At 71.7% G+C, this 25,464-nt stretch carries 24 protein-coding genes and 2 pseudogenes; 17 read left to right on the top strand and 9 right to left on the bottom strand.

Going from position 1 to position 25,464, the window contains the following annotated elements:
• Positions 1 to 169: 169 nt before the first annotated feature.
• A complete protein-coding gene (locus tag AC07EG_RS06460) occupies positions 170 to 916 on the bottom strand; it encodes an SDR family oxidoreductase (RefSeq protein ID WP_478251986.1) in 747 nt (248 codons plus the stop codon).
• A gap of 81 nt (positions 917 to 997) precedes the next feature.
• Between AC07EG_RS06460 and AC07EG_RS06455 the strand changes: the two genes are divergently transcribed.
• Positions 998 to 1,462: an RrF2 family transcriptional regulator gene (locus tag AC07EG_RS06455; protein ID WP_478251985.1), complete on the top strand. Its 465-nt coding sequence runs from the start codon at positions 998 to 1,000 to the stop codon at positions 1,460 to 1,462.
• Here AC07EG_RS06455 and AC07EG_RS06450 read toward each other — a convergent pair.
• A complete protein-coding gene (locus AC07EG_RS06450; protein ID WP_478251984.1) occupies positions 1,459 to 2,931 on the bottom strand; it encodes a family 43 glycosylhydrolase in 1,473 nt (490 codons plus the stop codon). The genes AC07EG_RS06455 and AC07EG_RS06450 overlap by 4 nt on opposite strands.
• A 183-nt stretch (positions 2,932 to 3,114) precedes the next feature.
• On the opposite strand from AC07EG_RS06450, the gene AC07EG_RS06445 reads away from it, so the two are divergent.
• Complete coding sequence (locus tag AC07EG_RS06445; protein ID WP_478251983.1) at positions 3,115 to 4,059, top strand: arabinan endo-1,5-alpha-L-arabinosidase; 945 nt, start codon at positions 3,115 to 3,117, stop codon at positions 4,057 to 4,059.
• 10 nt (positions 4,060 to 4,069) lie between these two features.
• Here the strand turns inward: AC07EG_RS06445 and AC07EG_RS06440 are convergent, their stop codons facing one another.
• Together AC07EG_RS06440 and AC07EG_RS06435 are read right to left on the bottom strand one after the other, a co-directional pair.
• Entirely contained in the window at positions 4,070 to 5,350 is a 1,281-nt protein-coding gene (locus AC07EG_RS06440) for a glucarate dehydratase family protein (RefSeq protein ID WP_478251982.1), read from the bottom strand.
• A 174-nt stretch (positions 5,351 to 5,524) separates the two neighbouring features.
• Positions 5,525 to 6,349: an SDR family oxidoreductase gene (locus AC07EG_RS06435; protein ID WP_478251981.1), complete on the bottom strand. Its 825-nt coding sequence runs from the start codon at positions 6,347 to 6,349 to the stop codon at positions 5,525 to 5,527.
• On the opposite strand from AC07EG_RS06435, the gene AC07EG_RS06430 reads away from it, so the two are divergent.
• Together AC07EG_RS06430 and AC07EG_RS06425 are read left to right on the top strand one after the other, a co-directional pair.
• Positions 6,348 to 6,914, top strand: a complete 567-nt coding sequence (locus AC07EG_RS06430) for an isochorismatase family protein (RefSeq protein ID WP_478251980.1) — start codon at positions 6,348 to 6,350, stop codon at positions 6,912 to 6,914. The two genes, AC07EG_RS06435 and AC07EG_RS06430, sit on opposite strands and share 2 nt — an antisense overlap.
• A 9-nt stretch (positions 6,915 to 6,923) precedes the next feature.
• Positions 6,924 to 8,207 carry a serine/threonine-protein kinase gene (locus AC07EG_RS06425; protein ID WP_478251979.1) on the top strand — a complete coding sequence of 428 codons (1,284 nt, stop codon included), beginning with the start codon at positions 6,924 to 6,926 and terminating at the stop codon, positions 8,205 to 8,207.
• Here the strand turns inward: AC07EG_RS06425 and AC07EG_RS06420 are convergent, their stop codons facing one another.
• Positions 8,208 to 9,176 (bottom strand): Lrp/AsnC family transcriptional regulator, encoded by a 969-nt coding sequence (locus AC07EG_RS06420; protein WP_478251978.1) that lies wholly within the window; start codon positions 9,174 to 9,176, stop codon positions 8,208 to 8,210.
• A 100-nt stretch (positions 9,177 to 9,276) separates the two neighbouring features.
• On the opposite strand from AC07EG_RS06420, the gene AC07EG_RS06415 reads away from it, so the two are divergent.
• The 4 genes and pseudogenes from AC07EG_RS06415 to AC07EG_RS06400 all read left to right on the top strand — a co-directional run bounded on the left by AC07EG_RS06415 (position 9,277) and on the right by AC07EG_RS06400 (position 14,041).
• Positions 9,277 to 10,824, top strand: coding sequence for an AbgT family transporter (locus AC07EG_RS06415; RefSeq protein WP_478251977.1), 1,548 nt, complete (start codon positions 9,277 to 9,279; stop codon positions 10,822 to 10,824).
• A 50-nt stretch (positions 10,825 to 10,874) separates the two neighbouring features.
• Complete coding sequence (locus AC07EG_RS06410; RefSeq protein WP_478252157.1) at positions 10,875 to 11,969, top strand: M20 family metallopeptidase; 1,095 nt, start codon at positions 10,875 to 10,877, stop codon at positions 11,967 to 11,969.
• A 4-nt stretch (positions 11,970 to 11,973) separates the two neighbouring features.
• A pseudogene (locus AC07EG_RS06405) lies at positions 11,974 to 12,938 on the top strand (LLM class flavin-dependent oxidoreductase).
• Positions 12,939 to 12,940: 2 nt separating this feature from the next.
• Positions 12,941 to 14,041, top strand: coding sequence for a C45 family autoproteolytic acyltransferase/hydolase (locus tag AC07EG_RS06400; RefSeq protein ID WP_478252156.1), 1,101 nt, complete (start codon positions 12,941 to 12,943; stop codon positions 14,039 to 14,041).
• On the opposite strand, the gene AC07EG_RS06395 is transcribed toward AC07EG_RS06400, so the two are convergent.
• The 3 genes from AC07EG_RS06395 to AC07EG_RS06385 are packed head-to-tail and all read right to left on the bottom strand — an operon-like array spanning position 14,027 to position 16,805.
• Positions 14,027 to 14,776: an ATP-binding cassette domain-containing protein gene (locus tag AC07EG_RS06395; protein ID WP_478251976.1), complete on the bottom strand. Its 750-nt coding sequence runs from the start codon at positions 14,774 to 14,776 to the stop codon at positions 14,027 to 14,029. The two genes, AC07EG_RS06400 and AC07EG_RS06395, sit on opposite strands and share 15 nt — an antisense overlap.
• Positions 14,773 to 15,747: an ABC transporter permease gene (locus AC07EG_RS06390; RefSeq protein ID WP_478251975.1), complete on the bottom strand. Its 975-nt coding sequence runs from the start codon at positions 15,745 to 15,747 to the stop codon at positions 14,773 to 14,775. The genes AC07EG_RS06395 and AC07EG_RS06390 overlap by 4 nt, the downstream gene beginning before the upstream one ends.
• The gene (locus tag AC07EG_RS06385; RefSeq protein WP_478251974.1) at positions 15,744 to 16,805 is read right to left on the bottom strand and encodes a substrate-binding domain-containing protein; all 1,062 of its coding nucleotides are present in this window, start codon (positions 16,803 to 16,805) and stop codon (positions 15,744 to 15,746) included. The genes AC07EG_RS06390 and AC07EG_RS06385 overlap by 4 nt, the downstream gene beginning before the upstream one ends.
• Positions 16,806 to 16,975: 170 nt before the next feature.
• On the opposite strand from AC07EG_RS06385, the gene AC07EG_RS06380 reads away from it, so the two are divergent.
• From AC07EG_RS06380 to AC07EG_RS06360, 5 genes and pseudogenes are all read left to right on the top strand, one after another.
• Complete coding sequence (locus AC07EG_RS06380) at positions 16,976 to 17,713, top strand: FadR/GntR family transcriptional regulator (protein WP_478251973.1); 738 nt, start codon at positions 16,976 to 16,978, stop codon at positions 17,711 to 17,713.
• A 237-nt stretch (positions 17,714 to 17,950) separates the two neighbouring features.
• Positions 17,951 to 18,310: pseudogene (locus tag AC07EG_RS06375) on the top strand (GntT/GntP/DsdX family permease); the annotation flags it as partial.
• Positions 18,311 to 18,434: 124 nt separating this feature from the next.
• The gene (locus tag AC07EG_RS06370) at positions 18,435 to 19,610 is read left to right on the top strand and encodes a CaiB/BaiF CoA transferase family protein (RefSeq protein WP_478251972.1); all 1,176 of its coding nucleotides are present in this window, start codon (positions 18,435 to 18,437) and stop codon (positions 19,608 to 19,610) included.
• Positions 19,607 to 20,407 carry an HpcH/HpaI aldolase/citrate lyase family protein gene (locus AC07EG_RS06365; protein ID WP_478251971.1) on the top strand — a complete coding sequence of 267 codons (801 nt, stop codon included), beginning with the start codon at positions 19,607 to 19,609 and terminating at the stop codon, positions 20,405 to 20,407. The genes AC07EG_RS06370 and AC07EG_RS06365 overlap by 4 nt, the downstream gene beginning before the upstream one ends.
• A gap of 36 nt (positions 20,408 to 20,443) precedes the next feature.
• The gene (locus AC07EG_RS06360; RefSeq protein ID WP_478252155.1) at positions 20,444 to 21,364 is read left to right on the top strand and encodes a LysR substrate-binding domain-containing protein; all 921 of its coding nucleotides are present in this window, start codon (positions 20,444 to 20,446) and stop codon (positions 21,362 to 21,364) included.
• Here AC07EG_RS06360 and AC07EG_RS06355 read toward each other — a convergent pair.
• Positions 21,355 to 21,852, bottom strand: coding sequence for a pyridoxamine 5'-phosphate oxidase family protein (locus AC07EG_RS06355; RefSeq protein WP_478251970.1), 498 nt, complete (start codon positions 21,850 to 21,852; stop codon positions 21,355 to 21,357). The genes AC07EG_RS06360 and AC07EG_RS06355 overlap by 10 nt on opposite strands.
• A 39-nt stretch (positions 21,853 to 21,891) precedes the next feature.
• On the opposite strand from AC07EG_RS06355, the gene AC07EG_RS06350 reads away from it, so the two are divergent.
• The 4 genes from AC07EG_RS06350 to AC07EG_RS06335 all read left to right on the top strand — a co-directional run bounded on the left by AC07EG_RS06350 (position 21,892) and on the right by AC07EG_RS06335 (position 25,453).
• Entirely contained in the window at positions 21,892 to 22,488 is a 597-nt protein-coding gene (locus AC07EG_RS06350; RefSeq protein ID WP_478251969.1) for an acyl-CoA-like ligand-binding transcription factor, read from the top strand.
• Between the two features lie 17 nt (positions 22,489 to 22,505).
• The gene (locus tag AC07EG_RS06345; RefSeq protein WP_478251968.1) at positions 22,506 to 23,042 is read left to right on the top strand and encodes a MarR family winged helix-turn-helix transcriptional regulator; all 537 of its coding nucleotides are present in this window, start codon (positions 22,506 to 22,508) and stop codon (positions 23,040 to 23,042) included.
• A 99-nt stretch (positions 23,043 to 23,141) separates the two neighbouring features.
• A complete protein-coding gene (locus tag AC07EG_RS06340; protein WP_478251967.1) occupies positions 23,142 to 24,467 on the top strand; it encodes an MFS transporter in 1,326 nt (441 codons plus the stop codon).
• A 26-nt stretch (positions 24,468 to 24,493) separates the two neighbouring features.
• Positions 24,494 to 25,453 carry an MBL fold metallo-hydrolase gene (locus AC07EG_RS06335; RefSeq protein WP_478251966.1) on the top strand — a complete coding sequence of 320 codons (960 nt, stop codon included), beginning with the start codon at positions 24,494 to 24,496 and terminating at the stop codon, positions 25,451 to 25,453.
• Positions 25,454 to 25,464: the final 11 nt, after the last annotated feature.

The raw sequence follows: 25,464 nt of genomic DNA, 5'->3' as shown, positions 1-25,464 counted from the left end.
CCGGTCACTCCGGTGGTCTGCGACTGAGCCTGCGCGACCAGTGGGTTCCCCTCGCCTCCTCGGTGATCTGGCCGTAGCGAAGGAGCGCGGATCCCCGCATTCACCCGGATATCCCAACCACGCCTGGGACTACGGGGGCACGAGCTGTTGAGGCAGTCGCGCCTCCTGGTCAGCGGGACAGGTTCGCCAGCCACTCGTCGAAGGTGGTGGGGGCGAGGTGGGCGCCGTCGCCGGGGAGGAGGACGTCGCCTGCCATGGCGGGGCCGAAGACGCCCGACCACGTGGGCACCAGTTTCACCGTGCGCCCACGGGCCTGGTGCGTGCGGCGTGCCAGGTCGACCAGGTCCTGCGGTTCCGGCCCGGCCAGGTCGGCGTGGCGGCCACGCGGTTCACCCGTGACGAGGCCGGCGAGGACCGCGGCCACGTCGGCGGGCGCGATCGGCTGCACGAGCAGCGGCGCGATGGTGGCGACCCCGTCCTGTTCGGTCCAGCCCGCGACCATCTCGGCGAAGTCGTGGAACTGGGTGGCCGGCACGATCGTCCACGGCACCGGACCCGCGCTGACCAGCCGTTCCTGCTCCCGCTTGCCGGCGTAGTGCGCGTTGCCGCCGACCCGGTCGATGCCGACGATCGACAGCAGCACGTGGTGCCGCACCCCGGCTCTCGCTTCGGCCGCGAGCAGGTTCCGCGTGGTGGTGCCGAAGTAGGCCACCGTTTCGGCTTCGCCGGCGGGCGGGGCGTTCGTGACGTCGACGACCGCGTCGACCCCGGTCAGCGCGTCGTCCAGGCCGTCGCCGGTGGTCAGGTCGACGCCTTGCTCGCGGCTGATGGGCACCACCTCGTGCCCGTTCCGGAGGAGGGCCGCGCTGGTGAGCGCGCCGATGTTGCCGGTGGCCCCGGCGATGGCGATCCGCATGACGATCTTCCTCTCTGGGCGGGTGCGGCCAACCTATTGCAGACTAAACAGATCCGCAATATCTAAGATAGACTGGCCCCCGTGAAACTGCCCGCGAGCACCGAATGGGTCCTGCACTGCGCCACCACGCTGGCGCAGCTGGACCCGGGGACCTCGGCTTCGACGGCCCAGCTGGCTCAGTACTACGACCTGCCGGCGCCGTACCTGGCCAAGCAGCTGCAGGCGCTCGTCCGCGCGGGCGTGCTGTCCGCGACCACCGGGCCGCGCGGGGGCTTCCGCCTCGCCCGCCCGGCCGCCGAGATCTCGATGCTCCAAGTGGTCGAGGCGGTCGACGGCACCTCGCCGCCGTACGAATGCCGGGAGATCCGCCAGCGGGGCCGTGGTGCCCTGCCCGCCGAGGACTGCCGCGACACCTGCATCCTGGCGGCGAAGATGGCCGAGGCGCACGAAGCGTGGCGCGGCAGCCTGGCCGGGGTCAGCCTCGCCGACATCCTGGCCGGGATTCCGCCGACGGCCCCGGCCAGGACCCGGTCACTGCTGCGCTAGCGGTTGCGCACCCGGTCCACCGGGTCCAGTTCGGCCAGGTGGGTGTCGGCTTCCCCCGAGGGCGCGGGCAGTTGGACGCCGAGTGGCACGGGGGTGCGGAAGTCCGGGGTGCCGTCGGGGTTCCAGGTGAACTTCTGCGCCCGTGCGGACCGGTTCATGTCGCAGCCACCGCTCGCCGAGTTGTTCGCGTGGTAGACGATCCAGTCCTCGGTGCCGTCCGGTGACTTGAAGAAGCCGTTGTGCCCCGGTGCGAACACCCCGTGGGCGTCGTTGCGCTGGAACACCGGGTCCGGCGCCTTCGTCCAGTGCGCGCGGTTGAGCGGGTCGGTGCCGGTGAAGGTGAGCAGGCCCAGTTTGCAGTCCGGTCCCCAGCACGCGCTGGCCGAGTACACGATCATGGTCTTCCCGTTGTGGTACAGCGGTTCCGCGCCTTCGTTCACCGGAGCGGTCTGCTGTTCCCACGGCAGGGTGGGCTGGCTGATCGTCCGGCGCGCGCCGCTGATCGTGTACGGATTGGACAGCGGGGTGATGGTCAGGCTCTGCGTGCCGTCCATCGCGCTGCCGAGCAGGTACAGCTTCCCGCCCGCTTGCAGCACGCTCGGGTCGAGTTCCCAGGTGTTCCCGAGATCGGCCTTGAAGTGGTACGGGCCCATCGGGTCGGTGCCGTCGCTTTCGAGCACGTGCAGCCGTTGCGTGGGCACGTAGTCGGCCACATCCTGCCCGGCCACGTAGTAGAGGTACCAGCGCCCGTCGAGCAGGTGGAACTCCGGCGCCCACAGGTTGCAGCAGCCGTTCGGGCGGCCTGCCAGGTCGAACACCACGGTCTCCGGCGCGTTCGCCAGCCCGGCCAGCGTGCGGGACCGGCGCATGGTGATCTTCGAGGTCCAGGTGGTGGTCGCCAGGTGGTGGTAACCGTCGTGGAAGACCAGCCACGGGTCCGGGCCGTTGGCCTTGACCGGATTGGTGAACGTGCCCGCGCCCAGTTCGACCAGCTGCCACTGCTGGTTGGTGCCACCGAGATCGGGCCACTGCACCACCCTGGCACCGTTCTCGGTGGAGAAGTCGTGGACGTCGAGCGCCTTGCCGCTGTTGCGGTTGAGCAGCCGCACGTGGCCGTCGGGCGAGTCGGCGAGCCGGAACTGCTGACTGGGGCGGTTTTCGTCCGCCCACTGCACGAGGTCCGCTCCGTCGGACATCGAGGAGCCGGCGAAGTCGAGCACCTTCCCGCTGTGCCGCGACCTGAGCCGGTAGTAGCCGCCGCCGGAGTCGACGAACTGCCACTGCTGCCACGCCCCGTCGTTGCGGGTCCACTGGGCGATCCGGGCGCCGTCGTGGGTGGCCAGGTCGTAGACGTCGAGCGCCTTGCCGCTGTGCCGGTTCACCAGCACATACGTGGCGTTCGGGGACACCGTCGCGGCCGTGGCCGGACGGGGTGCGGTGACCCCGCCGCCGAGCAGGACGACGAGCACGGCGAGGACGAGGGCGAGCCTGCGCGTGGTTCCTCCCTGCGACGCTGCACGGGTGAGAAGCTGTTAACGCTAACGGCAGGATCGCCGGTCGCTCAGCACCCGTCTTGTGGTCCGGCAGGCCGCGGGGCTAGCTTCTCCCGGAACGCTCCCGTCGACTCCGGATCGGGGATTCCCTTGCCTGCCTTGCGGAAGATCGTGTTCGCCGTGCTCGCCGTGCTGATCGCCACCGCCCCGACCGCGGTGGCGGCCTATCCGGATCCCGGTCCGGTCACCGGGGACGTCGGCGTGCACGATCCGTCGGTGGTGAAGCGGCCGGGTGGTGGTTACCTGGTCGCGCACACCGGCGACGGCGTCGCGCTCAAGTCCTCGGCCGATCGCGTCGCCTTCCGCGACGAAGGCTCCGCGTTTCCCGGTGGTGCCCCGTGGACCACCGCGTACACCGGCGGCAGCCGGAACCTGTGGGCGCCGGACATCTCCCACCACAACGGCCGCTACCACCTGTACTACTCGGCTTCGACCTTCGGCGCCAACCGTTCGGCGATCTTCCTGGCCACCAGTACCACCGGTGCCTCCGGCAGCTGGGTGCACCAGGGGCTGGTGGTCGAATCGCGGACCTCGGACGACTTCAACGCCATCGACCCCAGCCTGCTGGTGGACGGGCAGGGGCGCTGGTGGCTCAGCTTCGGCTCGTTCTGGTCGGGGATCAAGGTGGTCGCGCTCGATCCGGCGACCGGCAAGCGGTCGGACGCGGTGCTGCGGCACGTCGCCGGCCGCGGTGGTGGTGCGATCGAGGCACCGGTGGTGTTCCAGCGTGGTTCGCTCTACTACCTCTTCGTTTCGTTCGACCGGTGCTGCCAGGGCGCGGCGAGCACCTACCGCGTGCTGGTGGGGCGGTCGGCCGGCCCGACCGGGCCGTTCACCGATCGCGCGGGCGTCGCGATGACTTCGGGCGGTGGCACGGAAATACTCGCCGGGCACGGTTCCGTGCACGGCCCCGGCCACCCGGCGGTGCTGGCCGATTCGGACCACGACCTCCTGGTGTACCACTACTACTCGAACAGCGGCGCGGCCCTGCTCGGCATCAACTGGCTGGGCTGGGACGCCGCCGGTTGGCCGTACGTCCACTGAGGACGGTGTGTCACCAGCGCGGTGCGGCCGGGTCGAAACCCGGCTCGAAGCGGCGGAAGTAGCCGGTGTCGTCGCGCTCCCGGATGCCGCAGGACAGGTATTGCTCGTGCAGGCGCGCCAGCGCGTCGCGGTCCAGTTCGACGCCGAGGCCGGGTCCGGTGGGCACCGCGACCGACCCGTTCTCGAAGGCGAGCGCACCGGGCACGACGACGTCGTCCGCCGGGTCCTTCCACGGCCAGTGCGTGTCGCAGGCGTAGGTCAGGTTCGGCGTGGCCGCGGCGAGGTGGGTCATCGCGGCGAGGCTGATGCCGAGGTGGGAGTTGGAGTGCATGGACAGCCCGAGGCCGAAGGTGTCGCACAGCCCAGCCAGCGTGCGGGACCGGTCCAGGCCGCCCCAGAAGTGGTGGTCGGACAGGACGACCTGCACCGCGTCCGCCTTCACGGCGGGCTTGACCTGGTCGAAGGCGACCACGCACATGTTGGTGGCCAGCGGCATCGGCACCTCCCGCGCCACCGCCGCCATGCCGTCGATACCGGTGGTCGGGTCCTCCAGGTATTCGAGCAAGCCGTCGAGTTCGCGGCCGACCCGGATCGAGGTCGGCACGCTCCACGCGCCGTTCGGATCGATCCTCAGTGGATGATCGGGGAAGGCCCCGCGCAGTTCCCGGATCGCCTCGACCTCGGCGTCCGGGGCGAACACCCCGGCCTTGAGCTTGATCGCGCCGAAGCCGAACTCGCCGATCATCCGCTGGGCCTGGGCGACCAGCTGGCCGGGGTCGAGCGCCGGGCCCCAGGCGTCGTCATCGGCACCGGGGTGCCCGGGCCACTTGTAGAAGAGGTAGGCGCTGTAGTCGACGCGTTCGCGCACCGCGCCGCCGAGCAGGTCGCTGACCGGGCGGCCGATGACCTTGCCCCGCAGGTCGAGGCAGGCCACCTCGCACGGGGAGAGCACGCGGTCGGCGGTGCTGCTGCCGGTGACCATGCCGCTCATCCCGTGGCCACCGGTCCCGCGGTCCGCGGCGAGCACCCCCCGAACCCGGCGGGCGATCTCCTGGGTGTGCCAGACGTCCACCCCGGTCAACTCGGCCGCAACGCGCCGGAGCCGGTCGAGGTGCCCGGCGTCGCCGTAGGTCTCGCCGAGCCCGGTCATTCCCGAGTCGGTGACCACCTCGACGACCGCCCGCAACGCGAACGGCTCGTGCACCCCGACCGCGTTGAGCAACGGCAAGTCAGCGAAGGCCACCGGGGTGATGCGCACTTCCCGTACGCGATGGGACTCGGGCTTCGACACGGGGGCAGCCTAAACCTTGGTTGTTCACATGTGAAGACGGCAATCACATATGAAGACGCGCTGATGAAGCGGTCGGCTGGGATCCACCGCCCGGATCGATGCCGGTGATGGCACGGGGAAAGAAAGTTCAGGCCGCAGAACCTTGCCGGTGCGGCGTGTCGCGCGACCGCGTCATCACCCGGTGGAAGCCGCGTGCACGGCGGCGACGACACCGCCGTCGACCAGGAGGTCGGTGCCGGTGACGAAGCCGGCCGCCGGGTCGAGCAGGAAGGCCGCGGCGGCGGCGACGTCGTCCGGGGTGCCCAGGCGGCGCGCCGGTGACATGGCCACCATCGCCCGCATCTGCTCGCCACCCTCGGCGGCGAGTTCCTGTTGTGCCATCGAGGTCGAGATGATGCCGGGGCTGATCGAGTTGACCCGGGCACCGCGGTCACCCCAGGCACCGGCGGCCGCGGCGCGCACGCGCAACGCGTTGGCGCGCTTGGCGATGCTGTAAGCGGTACCCGGGTTCGCGGGCGCCAGGAACGGCAACGCGAGCAGTTCGGCCACGGGCGTGGTGGCGAGCGCCTGTTCCTGTGCCTCGGTGAGCCCGTTCGGCAGGTGCCCGGCCATGCTGGCGATGACCACCCCGGCCCCGCCGGCGGCGACGACCCCGGCGAACCGGTCCAGCACCACGGCCACGCCCAGCAGGTCGACCCGCAGGATCGCCTCCGTCGAAGCCTGCGCGGGCGAAAGCCCCGCGGTGTGCGCGAGGTGCGTGACGCGGCCGAGTCCGTCGGCGGTGTTCGCGAGTGAGGTCACCGCGTCGGCATCGGCGACATCGGTGACCTGCTCGACCACGTCGTGTCCCTCGCCGCGCAACAGTTCGGCGGCTTCGCCGAGCCTGGTTCCGTCCACGTCGGCCAGCACCAGTTTCCGCCCGCTGCCCACCCGCCGCGCGATCGCCAGCCCCATGCCGCCGACCCCGGTGACCACCGCGATTTCCTCATCCGTCCGCATGGCCGACACGCTAGCCTGCATCGGTGTGAAGGCCGCCCTGGTGATCGTCGACGTGCAGGAGATGCTGGTCCCGCTGGTCTGGCGCGGGCCGGAACTGGCGGGCCGGATCGCCGCGCTCGCCCGCAGGTGCCGGGAGGCGGGCACCCCGGTGGTCGCGGTGCGGCAGGTCGGCGCCGCCGGCACCCCGTTCGACCCGGAGTCACCCGGAGCCCAGCTCAGTGCACTGCTGGAACTGGAACCGCCCGACGTGGTCATCCGCAAGACGGCGACCGACGCGTTCTACCGCACCGAACTCGCGGCGTTGCTGACCGGCTGGGGAATCGACACCGTGGTGCTGACCGGGGTCGCCACCGACTTCTGCGTCGACGCGACCGCGAGATCCGCGCAGAGCCACGGTTTCGACGTGGTGCTCGTCAGCGACGGGCACGCGCCGGGCGCCGAGGGCGATCCCGGCGCCGGACTGACCGCCGAGCAGGTCGTCGACCGGCACAACCGGATCCTCAGCCAGGCCGTGCACCCGGGCGGCACGCTGCGGCTGCGCTCCGCCGCCGAGGCGCTCGACTAGGGTTGTGCGGTGGAACCGGGTGAGGTGGTCGCCGGTCGGTACCGGCTGGTTTCGTTGATCGGCCGTGGGGCCATGGGCGTGGTGTGGCTGGCGCACGACGACCGCCTGGACCGCCGCGTCGCGGTCAAGCAGCTGGTGCTGGACTCCGAAGACGCCAAGGCACGGGCCGTGCGCGAAGGCCGCAACGCCGGGCGGCTGCGGCACCCGAACGCGGTCGCGGTGCACGACGTGGTCGAGCACGACGGCCGCCCCTGCCTGGTCCTGGAGTACCTGCCGTCGAAGAGCCTGGCCACCGCCGTGGGCCTGGCACCGCGCGAAGTGGCCGCGATCGGCGCGCAGCTGGCGGACGCGCTGGCAGCGGCCCACGAAGCCGGCATCGTGCACCGCGACATCAAGCCCGACAACGTGCTGCTCACCGAAGACGGCACGGCGAAGATCACCGACTTCGGCATCTCACGGGCGATCGGCGACGCCTCGGTGACCGCGACCGGCGTGCTGGCGGGCACTCCCGCCTACCTGGCACCGGAAGTGGCACGCGGTGCAGCAGCCGACAGCCGCTCGGACGTGTACTCGCTCGGCGCGACGCTCTACGCGGTGCTCGAAGGCGGTCCGCCGTTCGGTGTCGAAGACAACGCCATCGCGATGCTGCACAAGGTCGCCGGCGGCACGGTGGAACCGCCGCGCCGGGCGGGGGAGCTGACCGGCGCGCTGCTGTGGCTGCTGCACCGGGACCCGGACGCGCGCCCGTCGATGCGGGCCGCGCGGGAGGTGCTGGCGGCGGCCGCGGCGGGCCGCCCGGTGGCGCCGCCGTCACCGCGGACGCCGACGCTGCTGCTGCCCGCCCGGCGGTGGCTGTCCCGGCGGACCGTCGCCGCCGGGGTGGCCGGTGCCGCGCTGGTGGCGGCCGGGGTGGTGGTCGGCGTGCTGATCAACGGGCCCGACTCGGCCGGTGCGCCGATCGCGGCGCCCACCTCGTCCGCGGCAGCGCCGTCCTGCACGGCGCGGTTCACCGTGTCCGGCGCCTGGCCGGGTGGCTACCAGGCCGAGGTGGCCGTGCGCAACGGGAGCACGCGGCAGGTCACCGGCTGGGAGCTGAGCTGGACCCTGCCCGGCGGCCACCGGATCGCCAACCTGTGGAACGGCCGGTTCGCCCAGGACGGCGACGCGGTGACCGTCACCAACGCCGACTACAACGCCTCGATCCCCGCCGGGGCGGCCGTCGAAGTGGGCATGACGGTGACCGCGCCGGACGCAACCCTCGCGACTCCGGAGGTCCGCTGCCGGGAGCGGTGATCAGGCGAAGCGGCCGTCCTCGCGGTGGAGCCAGTACCGCCGCAGCATCCGCAGCACCACGGAGACCTGCAGGGCGTTGATCCCGGGCAGCGGCGCCAGGTCGCGGGTGAGGAAGTCGGCCATCTCGTCCTCGTTCCGGAACACGCCCTGGTGGATGACCGAGGTCGTGCCCGCGACGATCGAGACGTAGCGGGCGGACGGGTGGCGGGCCAGTTCCTCGGCGACCGCCTGGATGGCGCCGGGGGAGATGGTCAGCGCGATGACCACCTCCAGGCCGTACCCGAGCAACGCGGGTTCCACCTCGACCCGCGGCCGGATCACCCCGCGCCGCAGGACCGACTGGATCAGCCGGTAGGCGGTGGACTGGCTCAGGTCCAGCACCCGCCCGGCTTCCGCGGCGGTGACGCGCCCGTTCTCCCGCAGCAGCCCGATCACCCGCTGCTCGTCTTCACCGGGCGCACCCGCCGGTGGTTCGACGGGTTCCTCCGGCTGCGACAGCGCGGCCAGCTGGGCCTCGCCGAGCCGGTGGAGACGCCAGGAATCCGCCCTGGTCAGCGCCCGCAGCACCAGTTCGGAGTGGGTACCGGCGACGCCAGGCACGCCGGGGATGCGCTCGGTCAGCAGCTCGCGGGCCTGCGTGCGATCGGTCTGGTGCACGGCCAGGTAGACGTCGGACCGGCCGGAGGTTTCCGCGACCAGCTGCGCCTCCGGCAGCCGCGCCAGCGCCCGCGCCACCCGCCCCGCGGCCCCCGGCTGCGTGGTCACCCAGACGTGCCGGGGGTGACCGTCGGCCCGAGCCGACCACTCGACCTGCCCGATCACCCGCAGGATCCGCTGTTCCTCCAGACGGGCCAGGTGGCGCCCCACCGTGCTGGCGGACCGGCCGAGCGCGTCGGCCAGCACGGCCACGGACGCGCGCGGGGCCACCTGCAGGGCGGCCACCAGGTCGAGATCGGCCTCGGTCAGCACCGGCTGACTGTATCACCCAGATCGACCTCATTGGTGACTGAATCCTGCGATTCACGGTTTGTGCTTGCACTATTCGGCCACTTGCGCTTGTAATGGGCCGATGAGCACCAGGGAAGCCAAGCCGGCGTCGCGGTTGCTGAACGTGCTGCTGCGCGCCCTGGACGGCGTCGAGCGCCTCGGCAACAAGCTGCCGCACCCGTTCTGGCTGTTCGTCCTCCTCAGCGGGGTGCTGGCGCTGGCCAGCTGGGGTCTGTCCGCGGCCGGTGCTTCGGCGGTGAACCCGGCGACGGACAAGACCGTGGTCGCGAAGAACCTGCTCTCCGCCGACGGCGTGCGGATGATGGTCGAAGACGTGGTGAAGAACTACACGTCGTTCCCGCCGCTGGGCACGATCCTGGTGGTGATGCTCGGGGTGGCCGTCGCCGAGCGGTCCGGGTTGCTCGCCGCGGTGCTCCGCTCCGGGGTCTCGAAGGTGTCCCCGCGCTGGGTGACCTTCGCGCTGGCGTTCACCGGCATGGTCGCCCACGTCGCCTCCGACGCCGCCTACGTGGTGCTGATCCCGCTGGGCGCGATGGCTTTCCGCGCCGTCGGCCGCAGCCCGATCCTCGGCATCGTGGTGGCGTTCGTGTCCATCTCGGCCGGTTACGACGCCAGCCCGCTGATCACCCCGTCCGACGCCATCCTCTCCGGGCTGACCACCGCGGCGGCGCACACGATCGACCCCTCGTACGTGGTCACCCCGCTGGCCAACTACTTCTTCTCGCTGGCGTCCTCGGTCGTGCTGGCCGCGGTGATCACCCTGGTGACGGAGAAGGTGCTGGCCAAGCGCGCGGAGTCGATGCCGGTGGACGACGCGGCCGCCGGGCAGGACGACCTCGGCTCGCTGAAGCTGAGCACGCCGGAGAAGCGCGGCCTGCGGGCGGCGCTCATCGCGCTGGCGGTGTTCCTCGTCGCGCTGGTGCTGGCGGTGCTGCCCGGTTCCTCACCGCTGCGCGGCGAAGGCGGCAGCATCGTGGAGTCGCCGCTGCTCACCTCGATCGCGATCTTCCTCGCACTGGGCTTCCTGGCCGCGGGCTGGGCCTACGGCAAGGCGGCGGGCACGGTGACCGGCAGCCGGGACATCCCGGGGTTCATGGCGCACGGGTTCCGGGAGATGGCGCCGATCCTGGTGCTGTTCTTCGCCATTTCCCAGTTCCTGGCCTACTTCAAGTGGACCGGCATCGGTGAGATCACCGCCATCCACGGCGCCGAGGCGCTCAAGTCGGCCGGGGTGTCCGGGCCGGTGATCCTGCTCGGCATCCTGCTCGTGGTCACCGTGATCAACCTGGTGGTGACCAGCGGTTCGGCGCAGTGGGCGCTGGTCGGCCCGGTGTTCGTGCCGATGCTGATGCTGCTGGACATCCCGCCGGAGACCACCCAGGCGCTCTACCGCATCGCCGACTCCTGCACCAACGCCATCACGCCGATGAGCCCGTACTTCGTCATGGCGCTGGGCTTCCTCCAGCGGTACCGCCGCTCGGCGGGCATCGGCACGCTGCTGTCCATGACGATCCCGTTGTCGCTGACCCTGCTGGTCGTGTGGACGCTGCTGTTCTTCGTGTTCTGGGTGTTCGGCATCCCGCTCGGCCCCGGCGCGCCCGTCCGCTAGAAAGGATTCCCGTGTCCCCCTCCCCCTGGTCGAAGCAGGCCCTGCCCGCGATGCTCGACGACCTCAAGGCGATCGTCGAACTGGAGACCCACAGCTACGACAAGGCCATGCTCGACCGCGGCCTCGACACCATCCGCACCTGGATCGGCGAGCGGCTCGGCGAACCGCGCCACGAGGTGCGGCACACCGACGCGGTGCGCGGCGACGTGCTCGAACTGACCTACGAGGGCACCGCTCCGGGCGAGGTGCTGCTGATGAGCCACTACGACACCGTGTGGCCGACCGGCACGCTCGACGGCTGGCCGTTCACCATCGAGGACGGGCGGATCAGCGGGCCGGGTGCGTTCGACATGAAGCTCGGGCTGGTGCAGTCGGTGTGGGCGCTGCGCGGGCTGCGGGAACTGGGCCTGCCGCACCCGTCGGTGAAGTACCTGTTCAACGGCGACGAGGAGATCGGCAGCCCGTTCTCCCGGCCGCTCATCGAAGCCGCCAGTGACGGCACCCTGGCGAACCTGGTCTTCGAGGCGTCACTGGACGGCAAGGTCAAAACGGCGCGCAAGGGCGTCGGCCTGTTCGACGTGACCGTCACCGGTGTCGAGGCGCACGCGGGCCTCGACCCGGACAAGGGCGCCAGTGCCGTCCACGGACTGGCCGAGGTGGTCACGCAGATCGCCGCCACCGGTTCGCGGGAGCACGGGACCACGGTGAACGTCGGCACGATCAGCGGCGGCACGGGTCGCAACGTCACGGCGGGGCAAGCGGTCTGCGGGATCGACGTGCGTGTCGCCGAAGCGGCCGAAATGAAGCGGATCGACGAGAGCTTCGCGGCCTTGCGCGCCAGCGATCCGCGGGTGACCGTGTCGGTGGCGGGGGAGTGGAACCGCCCGCCGATGACGCCGAACGAGCCGTCGCGGGCGCTGTTCGCGCGGGCGCGTTCGGTGGCCCAGGACCTCGGCTGGTCCCTGGAGGAGGCCACCGTCGGCGGCGCCAGCGACGGGAACTTCGTGTCGGCGCTGGGCCGTCCGGTGCTGGACGGCATGGGTGCGGTCGGCGGCGGGGCCCACGCGCGCCACGAACACGTGCTGGCGGAGCACATCCCGCACCGCACCGCGCTGACCATCGGGCTGCTCGCCGGGCTGAGCTGACGTGCTGCGCCTGTCCGTGCTGGACACCTCGCCGATCGTGCGGGGGTCGACCCCGAGGCGGGCGCTGCACCAGACGGCCGACCTGGCGCTGCTGGCCGACGAGCTGGGTTACCACCGGTACTGGGTGCCCGAGCACCACAACATGCGCGGGGTCGCCAGTTCCGCGCCCGCCGTGCTCATCGGCCACCTCGCGGGGCTGACGCGCCGCCTCCGCCTCGGTGCGGGCGGGGTGCTGCTGCCCAACCACGCCCCGCTGGTGGTGGCCGAGCAGTTCGGCACGCTCGCCGCCCTCCACCCCGGGCGGATCGATCTCGGCATCGGGCGGGCTCCCGGCGGTCCACCGTCCGTTGCGGACGTCGTGCGGGGCGGCCGGGCCGAGCGGCCGTTCCGGCAGCAGCTCGGCGAACTGCTGGCGTACCTCGATCCGGCCGGGGACGCCCCGGTCAAGGCGATCCCCGTGCTCGGCGGCAACGCCCGCCGGTGTGGTTGCTCGGGTCGTCGGCCGACAGCGCCGGGCTCGCCGCGGAACTCGGGCTGCCCTACGCCTTCGCGCACCACCTCAACCCCGCTCGGGCTGCCGCCGCCACGCGGGTCTACCGTGACCGGGCCGCGACGCCGGAGCTGCTGGTCAGCGTGTCCGTCATCGTGGCCGAGACCGACGCACGCGCCGAATGGCTGGCCGGATCCACCCGGCTGAAGGTGCTCAGCCGGCTTCGGGGGAAGCGGATCCAATTGCCCAGTCCGGAAGACGCGGCGGTCTACCCCTGGACCGACGGCGACCGCGCCGCGATCGCCGCGGAAGTGGGTGCCGTGGTCGTCGGGAGCCCGGACACGGTGGCCGGCCGGCTGCGGGCGATCGTGGCCGAAACCGGGACGAGCGAACTGATGATCACCACGCCGGTGTTCCACCACGCGGATCGGCGGCGTTCGTACGAACTGCTCGCCGGGGCGGTTACCGTGACGGGGTGAGGATGCCGATCGCCACCCACCACTCGCCGGAATCCGAACCGGCCGCACGCGGCCGGGCACTGGGCCGGGCCCGGCGTGCCGAACTGCACGCCTCCTTCGCCCGCTACGCCGAGCTTTTCCAGGCGGAAGGCGGGGAACCGGGGCAGGTGGCGGAATGGGGTGCGCGGGCGCTGGCGGAAACGGCGGACTGGGCGCCGGGGCTGGCCGCCGAGATGACCGGCATGGCCGAAGGTGCCGGTCTCGAACCGTGGCAGCTGGGGGCCTTGAACGGCCGCACCGAAATCCTGGCCGCGCTGGCGGTCACCGGGGAAGGGGAGTGCTCGGCGGCGGTCCTGCTGCCCCCGTCCGGGGCGCCGCGGACCGTGCAGACCTGGGACTGGCACGACACCTTCCGCGACGGCATGCTGCTGTGGTCGCTGGAACCGCGGCCGGGCCGCCGGGTGCGGACGTTCACCGAATTCGGGGTGGTCGGCAAGATCGGGGTCAACAGCGACGGCCTCGGCCTGCACTTCAACGTGCTGCGGCACGCTTCGGACCACCAGGGCATCGGGGTGCCGGTGCACGTGGTCGCCCGCCGGATCCTGGACGAGGCGAGCACCGTCGCCGAGGCCGTGGCGCTGGCCCGGTCGGCGCGGCTGTCGGCGTCCACGGTGCTCACCGTGGTCACCTACGACGGCTCGCGCGGTGATGCCGTCAGCCTCGAGCTCTGCCCGCGGCGGGTCGGTGAACTGCCGGTGGGCGCCGACGGGGTGCTGTTGCACACCAACCACTTCCTCGACGCGGAGCTGGCCGAGGGGGAGCAGACCACGAACGCCGTGTCGAGCACCTTCGACCGGCTGCCCGGCCTGCGGGAGCGGGTCGCGGCACTGGACACCGAGGACCGCACCGAGCGCGCGCGGGCCCTGCACTCCCATTCGGGCGAAGGCGCCCCGCTGTGCGCCCACCCCGATTTCACCCGGCCCGCCCACCTGCGCTGGGAAAGCCTGGCCACGCTCAGCCTCGACCTGGCCGCCGGCCGCCTGTACGCCCACCAAGGCGGCCCGTGCACCGTCACCCCGACCGGCTGGCAAACCCTTCCGGCGGTGAGTTCAGGAGCGGGGTAGGCGGTAGTCGGCGTGGACCAGGTCCAGCAGTTCGGCCACCGAGGTCTCGGCGGAGGGGCGGTCGAAGGTGATTTCCCCGTGCTGCAGCAGGTTCACCCGGTCGCAGACGTCGACGACCTGGCCGTAGTTGTGCGCGATCAGGATGATCGCCAGGTCGCCGCGTTGCTTCAGGTCGTTCAGCAGCCGCAGGATCAAGCCGCTTTCCTTGGCGCCCATGGCGGCGAGCGGTTCGTCGAGCAGCAGCAGTTTCGCGTTGGAGTACACCGAGCGCGCCACGGCGATGGCCTGCCGTTGCCCGCCCGAAAGCATGCCGACCTCGGCGGTGACCGACGGGATGCTGATGCCGATCGAATCCAGCGCCTCCCTGGCCCGCCGCCGCATCTCCCGGCGCCGCAGGAACGGGAACGGCCGGTGCACCAGTTCCTTGTTCAGGTGCAGGTTGAGGTAGACCGGCAGGTCGTTGACCATGGCGAGGTCCTGGAACACCGTTTCGATGCCCAGCGAGCGCGCGTGCACCACCGACTTCAGCGTGACCGGCTCGCCGTCGAACAGCAGGCGCCCGCCGTCCGGCTGGTGGTAACCGGTGAGGATCTTGAGCAGGGTGGACTTGCCCGCGCCGTTGTCCCCGATCAGCCCGAGGATCTCGCCCCGGCGCACGTGCAGGTTGACGCCGGTCAGCGCGCTCACCGGCCCGAACCGCTTGCTGACGTGCTCGGCTCTGATCACTTCGCTCATGCCGGCTCCCGTGTCCCGAGGCGTTCGCGCAGCAGCAACAACGACACGTTGAGCACCATGGCGATCAGGATGGCCGCGCCGAGCACCACGTTGAACGCGTTCGCGCTGACCCCGGTCAGGTTGAACCCGTCGAACACGATGCCCAGCAGCAGGGCGCCGAGGAAGGCGCCGACCACCGTGCCGGAGCCGCCGAGCAGCGCCGTGCCGCCGATGACCGCGGAGGCGACCGCGAAGAACATCATGGTGAACCCGCCGTTGGTCGGGTCGTAGGAGCCGACCCTGGTGCCCTGCAGGATGCCGGCCAGCCCGGCCAGCGTGCTGGTCACCGCGAAGTTGACCACCTTGATCCGCGGCACCGGGATGCCGGATTCCGCGGCACCGACCGGGTTGCCGCCCGCCGCCCGGGTGTGGATGCCGAACCGGGTCGCCGACAGCACCGTCTGCACCACCGCGACGACCACCAGCGCCCAGGCGAACTCCGACCACCGCGCCCCGCCGAACACCGCCACCAGCCAGCCGTCGCGCGGGGCGGCGACCGGGCGGGCCTCGGAGATGATCAGCACCAGGCCCTGGAGCAGGAACGCCATGCCGAGGGTGGTGATGAACGACGGGAGGTTCAGCACGGTCCGGATCAGTCCGTTGACCACCCCGATCAGCGTGCTCACCAGCACCGCGCCGAGCAGCGCCAGCCACAGCGGCGCACCGTTGACCGAGAACAGCACCAGCACGAACGGCGCCAGGGTGAACACGAACCCGGCGGACAGGTCTATCTCCCCGCAGATGAGCAGCATCACCTGCCCGGCGGCGATGATCGCCCACGGCGCCACGTACTGCGCGATCGTCTGGTAGTTCTCCGCGGAGTTGAACGCGTCGGTGGTGGCGGTGAAGTAGCCCGCGGCGGCGATGGTGACCAGGAGGATGCTCAGTTCCCTGATCCGCAGCACGCCGAGCAGGGCGGCCCGTCCGGTCACCGGGTCAGCACCGAGGGCGGCGGCAGCGGGATCGACGGCGGCATCTGGACCAGCGCGTTGTTCGGCCCGCCCTCGAACTTGCTGCCCGCCGACGCGTACGGGCCGACGTTCTCCTTGGTCACGAAGGTCAGCCCGGTGTCGGTGACCGGCGGCGCGACCAGCGTGCCGGAGAGCCGGTACAGGTAGAGGTAGAGCACGGACAGGAAGCCCTGCAGGTACGGCGACTGGTCGATGGTGAAGTCCAGCGCGCCGCTGCTCACCCCCTGCACGGTGTCGTCGAGCAGGTCGAACCCGCCCCCGCCGAGCTTGCCCTGCAGGCCCCGCTCGGTGATCACCCGCGCGCAGGCCGCCGTGCTGCCCGCGTCGACGGCGTAGATGCCTTGAACACCGGGATTCCCGGTGTAGGCGGCGGTCATCGCGTTGAGTTCGCCCGCCTGCTCGGCGCCGGTGTTCACCGACCGCACGGTCACCCCGGGCGCGGCCTGCTTGAGCGCGTCGATGATGCCGTCGAGCCGAGGTTGCACGTTGTTGCCGCCCGGCTGGGAGATGCCGACCAGGATTTCGCCGGAGGTCACCTCGGTGGCGATGCGCTCGCCCATCCGGAACCCGGACAGGTAGAGGTCCTGGCCGACGTAGGTGAGCGGGTAGTTGCCCGCCGCGTTCGCGTTGTAGGCGAGCACCGGGATGCCCGCGGCCAGTGCCCGCTTGGTCGGCTCGACGAAGGCGTTGTTGTCGGTCAGCGCCACCGCGATCCCGTCGGCCTTGCTGGTGATCGCGGTCTCCATCGCACTGGCCATCTGCGCCACGTTGCCGTTCTCCGAACCGGTCCACTGCGGTTCGGGCAGGCCGAGCAGGGCGGCGGCGTCGGCCAGCCCGGTGCGGGTCGGCACGAAGAAGGAGTTCGTGGTGACGTGGTTGACAAAAACGAAGCGCCAGTCCGGTGTGTCCGGGAAGCTGCCGGCCCCGCCGCCTTCGTCCTGGCCTTCCTGGACCCCGGTGCACGCGGACAGCAGCGCGCCGGCGGCCAGCACCCCACCACCGGCGCCCAGGTAGCTCAACGCCCTCCGGCGCGAGGTGGTGCCCTGTTCCGGCCTGTCGGAATTTTCGAACCTCAACGTTCGACCCCGCATCCGTCTCGGCGGCATTGGGTGAATCATTCGATGATTCGCCGGTGGAGTCAAGGGCTGCCGGTTTGACTTCGGCAGCGGCCCCGCCGATGATCCTTGGCGTGGAGAGCAGCAGTTCAGCGGCCGGTCCACTGGGCAGGCACCGGACCATTCACGGGCAGGTGGTGGAGTGGATCGGGCGGCGCATCGTCTCCGGTGAGCTGTCCGACGGCAGCAGGCTGCCGAACGAAGCCGAGCTCGCCGCCCAGCTCAAGGTGAGCCGCGGTGGCGTGCGCGAAGCGGTGAAAGCCCTGGCTGCCAAGGGAATGGTCGACGCGCGGCCCCGGATCGGCACCCGGGTGCGCCCGCGCAGCGAGTGGAACCTGATGGACCGCGAGGTGATCGACTGGCACGGCCAGGTCGCCGCGCCGGAGTTCCTGGACGACCTGCTGGAGCTGCGCCTGATGGTGGAGCCGGGAGCGGCCCAGCTGGCCGCCGAGCGCGCCACCGGGGAACAGCTGGCCGCGCTCGAAGCCGCCTACGCCGCGATGGCCGAGTTCGCACCCGGCCTGCCCGCGCACGAACAGTCCTTTGTAGACGCCGACCTGACCTTCCACCTGACCCTGTTGCGGGCCAGCGGGAACCAGCTCATCGAGCAGCTCGGCCGCCTGCTGGAAACCAGCCTGCGGCACGGGCTGGCGGCCAGTTCGCACGCCCCCGGCGGGGTGGCGGCCACGCTGCCGCTGCACCGCGCGGTGCTGCTCGCCGTGCGCGGCCGCAAGCCCACCGCGGCGGCCAGGGCGATGCGGCGGCTGATCGAGACCACCACCGACGCGGTCGGCCGGATGGTCGAGCCCTGAGCTGTCAGCTCCCCTTATGGCGGTCTTGGGAACCGCCGCCTACCGGCGTGCTGCCCGCTGTGTTCTGCTCCGGGAGCACGGCCCCGTCCGCAACGGTGCGGGCCCGGCCGGGCGGGGAAGGACTCCGGAAGTTGATCGTGTTGCACACGGCGGTCGCCATCGCCGTGGTGGTGCTGCTCATCCTGGGTCTACCTGCTGGCCCGCCGCGTGCTCGGCCGGGAACGCACCGGCGAGTCGATGGCCAAGGGGTTCAACTCCACCGGCCAGCTCCTGCTGCTGATCACCGGGGTGGGCGGCTCGCTGGGCGCGGTCATCGGCAAAACCGGCCTGGCGGACGTGCTCGGCGGCTTCTTCGCCGCCGACGCCGGGGTGCCGGTGGTGGTGACGATCCTGCTGGCCTGGCTGGTCGCCGCCGTGCTGCACCTGGCCATCGGCTCGATCTCGGTGGCCGCGATCACCGCGGCGGGCATCCTGGTGCCGATCATGGGCGGGCTCGACGTGCCGCCCGCCGTGCTCGGCCTGGCCATCGGCTCCGGGGCGTTGTTCGCGCTGCGCGTGAACAGCAACTTCTTCTGGATGTTCCACAGCCTGCTCGGGGTGACCACCCGGGGGGCGCTGAAGGCGCTCACCTTCGTCACGGCGCGGGCTTCGGTGGTTCCCTGGTGCTCGTTTCGGCCCTCAGCTTCGTGGTGTGACCACCGTCCGGACAGGAAAGAAGGATATGCAGCCCCTCCGCGGAGTGACCGTCGTTTCCCTGGAGCAGGCGATCGCCGCTCCCTACGCCAGCCGCCACCTCGCCGATCTCGGCGCCAGGGTGATCAAGGTCGAACGCCCGGGCGCCGGCGACTTCGCGCGTGCCTACGACACGCGGGTCAATGGCCTGAGCTCGCACTTCGTCTGGGTGAACCGGAACAAGGAATCGCTCACCCTCGACATCAAGGAGGCGCGGGGGAAGGAGATACTGCGGCGGCTGCTGGCCGACGCCGACGTGTTCATCCAGAACCTCGCTCCGGGTGCCGCGGCCCGCGCCGGACTCGGTGCCGCCGAACTGCGGGCCGCGCACCCGCGGCTGATCGTCTGCGACATCTCCGGCTACGGCACCCCGGGTCCGTACGAGACGATGAAGGCGTACGACCTGATGGTGCAGAGCGAAGCCGGACTGCTCTCGGTCACCGGTACCGGTGACGACCTGGCCAAGGCGGGCATTTCGGTGTCCGACATCGCCGCGGGCATGTACGCCTACAGCTCCGTCCTCGCCGCGCTGCTCGAACGCGGGCGGACCGGCGAAGGCACGCACATCGACGTCTCGATGCTGGAAGCCACCGTGGAGTGGATGGGTTTTCCGCTCTACTACGCCTATGACGGCGCGCCGCCGCCGGTGCGCGCGGGGGCGGCGCACGCGACGATCTACCCGTACGGCCCGTTCGAGGCCGGGGACGGGAACGTGGTGATGATGAGCATCCAGAACGAACGCGAGTGGCACGCGTTCTGCGAGGAGTTCCTCGGCCGTCCCGAACTGGCGGCCGATCCCGACTACGCCACCAACGCCGGCCGGAACACCCACCGCGAGGCGCTCGGCGCGCTCATCTCGGCGCGGTTCGCCGCGTTGACCGCCGCCGAGGCGATGGAACTGCTCGCCGCGATCCCGGTCGCGCACGCCAGGGTCAACACGATGGCCGAGGTCTGGCACCACCCGCAGCTCGCCGCACGGGACCGCTGGCACGAGGTCGGCACCCCGGCGGGTCCGGTCCCGTCGCTGGCGCTGCCGGGCCTGGTGACCGGGCAGCCGCGGATGGACCCGGTACCGGAACTCGGCGAGCACACCCGCGCCATCCTGGGTGAACTGGGGCTGAGCGGCGGCGAAATCGACGAACTGGTGGCGGAGGGCGTGGCATGACCCCGGCGAACGCGGTCAGCTGGCTGTTCGTCCCGGCCACCCGGCCGGAGCGGTTCACCAAGGCCACCGGCAGCGGCGCCGACGTGGTGATCATCGATCTCGAAGACGCCGTGGCCGCCGAGGACAAGGCGAGCGCGCGCGAAGCCCTGCGCGACGCCTGGCCCGCCGATTCCCCGGTGCCGGTGGTGGTGCGCGTCAACGCCATCGGCACGGCCGAAGCCGAGGAGGACTTGGCCGCGTGCCGGGCGCTGTCACCGGCCGCCGTGGTGCTGCCCAAGGCGGAAACGGCCGCCGGCGTCCGGGCTGCGGCGGACGCGGCCGGGGTCCCGGTGCTGCCGTTGGTCGAGTCGGCGCGGGGCCTGGTGAACCTGGCCGGGATCGCCGCCGCCGAACCGGTGGTGCGGCTGCTGTTCGGCAGCATCGACCTGGCCCTCGACCTCGGGGTGACCGCGGACGCGGCGCTGGACGCGTCCCGGAGCGACCTGGTGCGCTGGTCGGTGGTGCGTTCGCTGCCCGCCCCGGTGGACGGGGTCAGCACGGCCATCCGCGACACCGAGGCGGTCAGCCGGGACGCCGCGCGGGCGAAGGGCTGGGGCTTCGGCGGCAAGCTGTGCCTCCACCCGGTGCAGGTTCCGCTGGTCCACGCGGCTTTCGCGCCGACGGCGGCCGAAGTGGACTGGGCCCGGCGGGTGCTGGCCGCCGACCACGGCGGTGCGTCGGCGGTGGACGGTGAGATGATCGATCGCCCGGTCGTCGAACGCGCCCGGCGGATCACCCGGGAGGCGGGCCGGGCCTGAAAGGGGGTCGCGGATGGCCGTGCTGGCCCTGCCCACCTGCGCGACCTGATCGCCGTGGTCGAGTCGGGCAGCCCGTCCCGCGCCGCCGGCCGGCTGCACGTCTCGCAACCGGCGAGCAGCCAGCGGATGGCCCAGCTCGAAGCCCACCTCGGGGTGCGCCTGCTGGACCGCGGCCCGCGCGGCGTGGTGCCGACCACGGCGGGCCGCGCCCTCTACCGCGACGCCCAGGAACTCGTCCGGCAGTTCGACCGGCTCGCCGAGACCGCCGCCAAGGGCAGCCACCACCTGCACGGCCCGGTCGCGGTCGGCCTGCCGACGACGGTGGCCACCCAGCTGGCGCCCGCGTTGTTCTCCTGGGCCAGGTCCCGGCACCCGGGGATCCACCTGCAGCTGTTCGAGTCGATGAGCGGGTACCTGCACGAACTGCTGCTGGTCGGACGGCTCGACCTGGCGGTGGTCTACCCGGAACAGGACCGGCCGCGGCCGGGGGAGACCCCGCTGTACTCCGAGGAGCTCTACCTGGCCGGCCAACCGGAACCGCGGCCGCCGTCCGCCGCCGAGGTGTCCCTGGCCGACCTGCGTGCGGTGCCGCTGGTCACCCCGGGTGGCCGCAGCAATCTGCGCACGCTGATCGACCGCGCCTTCGCCGCGCGCGGGCTCGTGCCGACGGTCGTCGCCGACGTCGAATCGCTGGGCACCATGGTGCGCAGCGCCGGGGGCGGCGAGGCGTGCACGATCCTGCCGCTGTCCGTGGTCGCCGGCCACGGCGCCCACGCCGAGCTGGGGGTGCGGCGGATCGTCGACCCGGTGCTGCGGCGGCACGTCGCGCTGCGCGCGTCGGCCGAACTGTACGAGCCGCGGGACACCGTCGCCGCGGTGCGCGAGGGCATCGTCGAGGTGACCGGGGAACTGGCTGCCGAAGGCCGGTGGCCGGGCATCCGACCGGCTCAGAGGTAGGCGGCGGTGCTGCCCCCGAGCGGCAGCTCGGGCAGGCCGAGCTTGCGGTGGTCCCACGACCGGGTCCGCGTCACGTCGAGCCGCACCGCGACCCGCTTGGCGAGCATGAACTCCACCATCGGCCGGACCTCTTCGCTGTAGGGCCCGTGGTAGCGCTCCCACACGCTGACCCCGACCGCCCACAGCGCGTCCGGGTCGTCCACGATCGTGGCGTGGCCCTCCAGCGCCACCCCGCGCAGCTGGTCGTAGGTGTGGCCGGTCTCGACCATCACCGTCACCCGGCCGTCGCGCCGCAGGTTCACCGCCTTCTGCGACTTCGCCTTGGTCTCGAACCACAGCACGCCGCCGAGCACCGCGTACCACATGGCGGTGAGGTGGGGCTGGCCCGACGGGCCCACCGTGGCCAGCGTCGCGACGCGCTGCTGCACCAGGAACTCGGTGACCTCCTCGCCGGACATCACCACCTGTGCGCGCTGGTTCGTACCCATGCGTTGGCCTTTCGGTGAGACACAATCCAGAATGAGACTGTGTCTCAGAGTGAACCGGACAGCCTGGCCGTCCGCAAGAGGCGGGCGACGCGGGCCCGGATCGCCGCTTCGGCCGCCCGGCTCGCCGGTGCGCAGGGGGTCGGCGGCACCACGGTGGACCGGATCGCGGCCGACGCCGAGGTCGCGCGGGCCACCTTCTTCCGCTACTTCGACACCAAGGAGAGCGCGGTCGCCGAGGGCATCACCGGCCCGTGGCTCACCCTGGTCACCGAGGCGCTGGCGAACCAGCCGGCGCACCTGCCCGCCTGGGACGCGCTGGTGGCGGCCTTCGGCGGGCTCGCCGGGCAGTTCCCGGCGCACCGCGACCAGATCTGCGAACTCGCCCGCCTCACCCGCTCGTCACCGGCTCTGGCCGCCTGGACCGTGCGGGCGTACCAGCGCTACGAAGAGGTCATCGCCGAACTGCTCACCCCGCGGTTCAGCGACCTCGCCGAACCCGATCCCCGACCGCGGTTGCTCGCGGCTCTCGGCATGGCCGCGGTCCGCATCTCGCTCGACGACTGGGTCACCCACGGTGGCGAACTGCCCGTGCTCATCCAGCGCGCCCTCGACTCGATCTCGGCGGGACCGACGTGACGGCCTACCATCGACCCGTGGCAGAGCCCCTCGACCCCCGGTCCGACTTCCTGTCCTTTGTGGAGGTCGCGCTGGACCGGACCCGGGATCGGCTGCCCGGGACCGATCGCGCGGCGATGTCGATGGTGCTGCTGACCCACCGGGTGGCGAACGCGCTCGTCTACGACCTCGAGTCGACCGTGCACCGGCCGGCCGGGTGGAGCTGGTCGGCCTTCCGGCTGGTGTTCACGCTGTGGGTGTCCGGCCCGCAGGAACCCAGTCGCGCCGCCGAGCTGACCGGGATGAGCCGGGCCGCGGTGTCCAGCCTGGCCAAGACGCTGACCACCGCCGGGGTGCTCGACCGGGTGCCCGACGAGCGGGACCGCCGCACGGTGCTGCTGGCCCTCACCGACCCCGGCCGGGAGCGCCTGGAGGAGACCTTCCGCCGCCACAACCAGCGCGAAGCGGCGTGGGCCGGGCTGCTCGAACCCGCCGAACTCGAGGCGCTCAACCGCATCCTGACCAAGCTCGCCACCGCCGCGCACACCGAGGACTGGGTCAACCTGCGGTTCTGAGTTTTGTGACCTGGCTCACTGGCGTCAGCGATCCGCGTCCCGTACGTTCCCCGGTAATCAAACCTTTGATTACCTCTTCGCCGGGGAAAGGGACTGCCGATGACGCACAGCCCTCCGCTCGCCGGTTCCGCCGGCACCGCACAACTGCGGCGCGTCGTCGGTGCGAGCCTGGTCGGCACCACCATCGAGTGGTACGACTTCTTCATCTACGCCTCCGCCGCCGGTCTGGTGTTCGGCACGCAGTTCTTCCCCGCGCTGGACGGCACGGCGGCGCTGCTGGCCTCGTTCGCCACGCTCGGCGTCAGCTTCGTCGCCCGGCCCATCGGCGGCATCGTCGCCGGCCACCTCGGGGACCGGTACGGGCGCAAGGCCGTGCTGGTGGCGACTCTGTTGCTGATGGGCATCTCCACCGTCGGTGTAGGCGTGCTGCCCCCCTACGCCGAAATCGGCGTCGCCGCACCGGTGCTGCTCGTCGTTCTCCGGCTCCTGCAGGGGCTTTCGGCCGGTGGGGAATGGGGCGGGGCGGCGCTGATGTCGGTGGAGCACGCACCACCGGGGCGGCGTGGTTTCTTCGGCTCGTTCCCGCAGATCGGCGTGCCGGTCGGGCTGCTGCTGGCGAACCTGGTCTTCTTCACCGTTTCGTCCGCCACCAACGACGCGCAGTTCCAGGCGTGGGGGTGGCGCATCCCGTTCCTGCTCTCGGTGGTGCTCATCGGCGTCGGGTTCTTCGTGCGCGCCAAGGTTTCCGAGAGCCCGGTGTTCACCGAGCTGCGTGATCGGCGGGCCCGGCGGTCGGCACCGCTGCGGCAGCTCTTCCGCGGCAGCCGCCGCGAGCTGGTGGTCGCGATCGGGCTGTTCATCGCCAACAACATGGTCGGTTACCTCCTGATCGCGTTCATCAACTCCTACGGCACCCGCACCCTGCACCTGCCGAGTTCGTCGATGCTGCTCGTCGGCATGGCCGGGGCCGTCGCGTGGGGCGTGTTCACCGTCCTTTCCGGACGGTGGTCCGACCGCTGGGGCCGCCGCCGCACCTATCTGGCCGGCACGCTGGCGATGGCGGCGTGGACCTTCCCGTTCTTCCTGCTCTTCGACACCGGGTCGATGCCGCTGATGCTGCTTTCGGTGGTCGTGCTGGCGTTCGGGCTCGGCCTGACCTACGGACCGCAGGCCGCGGCGTACGCCGAGCTGTTCCCGGCCTCGGTCCGCTACAGCGGGGTTTCCTTCGCCTACGCCTTCGGTGCCATTCTCGGGGGTGGGTTCGCGCCGTTGGCCGGGACCTGGCTGATCGGCGTCACCGGTTCGTCTTTGTCGGTGTCGGCGTACATGATGCTCGCCTGCCTGGTGACCCTCGCCGCCGTGCTCGCCCTGCGGGAACGACCCGCCGCCGAGCGGGAGGCGTTCGTCCTGGCGACCGATGGATAACTTCCTACCGCAGAAGGGAAAAGCACATGGCCAAGCCGTTCGCCTCGTCCGCCGACACCGAGGCGAAGGAGCAGACCCTGGAGGTGCTCGCCGACGGCGTCTACGCGCTGACCGCCGAGGGCGACCCGAACATCGGCGCGATCGAAGGCGAGGACTTCGTCGTCTGTTTCGAGGCGCTCGCCACACCGGTGGCCGCCCGCAAGTGGCTGGCGAGGCTGCGCGAGCACACCGACAAACCGGTGCGCTACCTGGTGCTGAGCCACTACCACGCCGTGCGGGTGCTCGGTGCCAGCGCGTTCGGCGCCCAGACGGTCGTCGCGCACGAGAACACCGCCGCGTTGATCGCCGAGCGGGGGGAGCAGGACTGGGAGAGCGAGTTCGCGCGCATGCCACGGCTGGCCGAGGCCGCCGACTCGGTGCCCGGCCTGACCTGGCCCACGCTCACCTTCGCCGACCGCCTCACCATCGACCTCGGCGGTGACCGCGGTGAACTCGTGCTGCGGTGGCACGGCCGCGGGCACACCGAAGGCGACATCACCGCGTGGCTGCCGCGGCACCGGATCCTGTTCGCCGGTGACCTGGTGGAAGCCGAAGCCGCGTTGTACACCGGCGACGCGTTCCACCGCGAATGGGCGAGCGGCACCCTGGACGCGGTCCAGGCGCTCGGTGCCGAGCAACTGGTCGGCGGGCGCGGCGCGGTCAGCCGGGGCCGCGAGGCCGTCGACGCCGCGATCGAGCAGACACGCGGCTTCCTGCGGGTGATGATCCGCGAGGTCGGCGCCGTGCGGGAACGCGGCGGCACGCTCAAGGAGGCGTTCGAGGCCACGCACGCCGCGCTGGCCGGAGACTACGGCCACTGGCCGATCTTCGAGCACTGCCTGCCCTTCGACGTGTCCCGCCTGTGGGACGAGTTGTCCGGCGTCGAGCGGCCGGTCATCTGGACCGCCGAGCGCGATCGCGAAGTGTGGGCGCAGTTGCAGGGCTGAGCGGAGGGGAG

Source organism: Amycolatopsis sp. NPDC045836, assembly GCF_056431745.1.
The sequence above is the reverse complement of the archived record's forward strand: the minus strand, read 5'-3'. Positions and strand labels throughout refer to the sequence as shown.

Bases quoted from the DNA above. Each gene is read 5' to 3' on its own strand.
- AC07EG_RS06400 (WP_478252156.1), top strand. From the start codon at position 12,941: ATGCCGATCGCCACCCACCACTCGCCGGAATCCGAACCGGCCGCACGC.
- AC07EG_RS06415 (WP_478251977.1), top strand. From the start codon at position 9,277: ATGAGCACCAGGGAAGCCAAGCCGGCGTCGCGGTTGCTGAACGTGCTG.
- AC07EG_RS06355 (WP_478251970.1), bottom strand. From the start codon at position 21,852: ATGGGTACGAACCAGCGCGCACAGGTGGTGATGTCCGGCGAGGAGGTC.
- AC07EG_RS06430 (WP_478251980.1), top strand. From the start codon at position 6,348: ATGGCCGACACGCTAGCCTGCATCGGTGTGAAGGCCGCCCTGGTGATC.
- AC07EG_RS06370 (WP_478251972.1), top strand. From the start codon at position 18,435: ATGCAGCCCCTCCGCGGAGTGACCGTCGTTTCCCTGGAGCAGGCGATC.
- AC07EG_RS06410 (WP_478252157.1), top strand. From the start codon at position 10,875: ATGCTCGACGACCTCAAGGCGATCGTCGAACTGGAGACCCACAGCTAC.
- AC07EG_RS06460 (WP_478251986.1), bottom strand. From the start codon at position 916: ATGCGGATCGCCATCGCCGGGGCCACCGGCAACATCGGCGCGCTCACC.
- AC07EG_RS06365 (WP_478251971.1), top strand. From the start codon at position 19,607: ATGACCCCGGCGAACGCGGTCAGCTGGCTGTTCGTCCCGGCCACCCGG.
- AC07EG_RS06435 (WP_478251981.1), bottom strand. From the start codon at position 6,349: ATGCGGACGGATGAGGAAATCGCGGTGGTCACCGGGGTCGGCGGCATG.
- AC07EG_RS06335 (WP_478251966.1), top strand. From the start codon at position 24,494: ATGGCCAAGCCGTTCGCCTCGTCCGCCGACACCGAGGCGAAGGAGCAG.
- AC07EG_RS06395 (WP_478251976.1), bottom strand. From the start codon at position 14,776: ATGAGCGAAGTGATCAGAGCCGAGCACGTCAGCAAGCGGTTCGGGCCG.
- AC07EG_RS06340 (WP_478251967.1), top strand. From the start codon at position 23,142: ATGACGCACAGCCCTCCGCTCGCCGGTTCCGCCGGCACCGCACAACTG.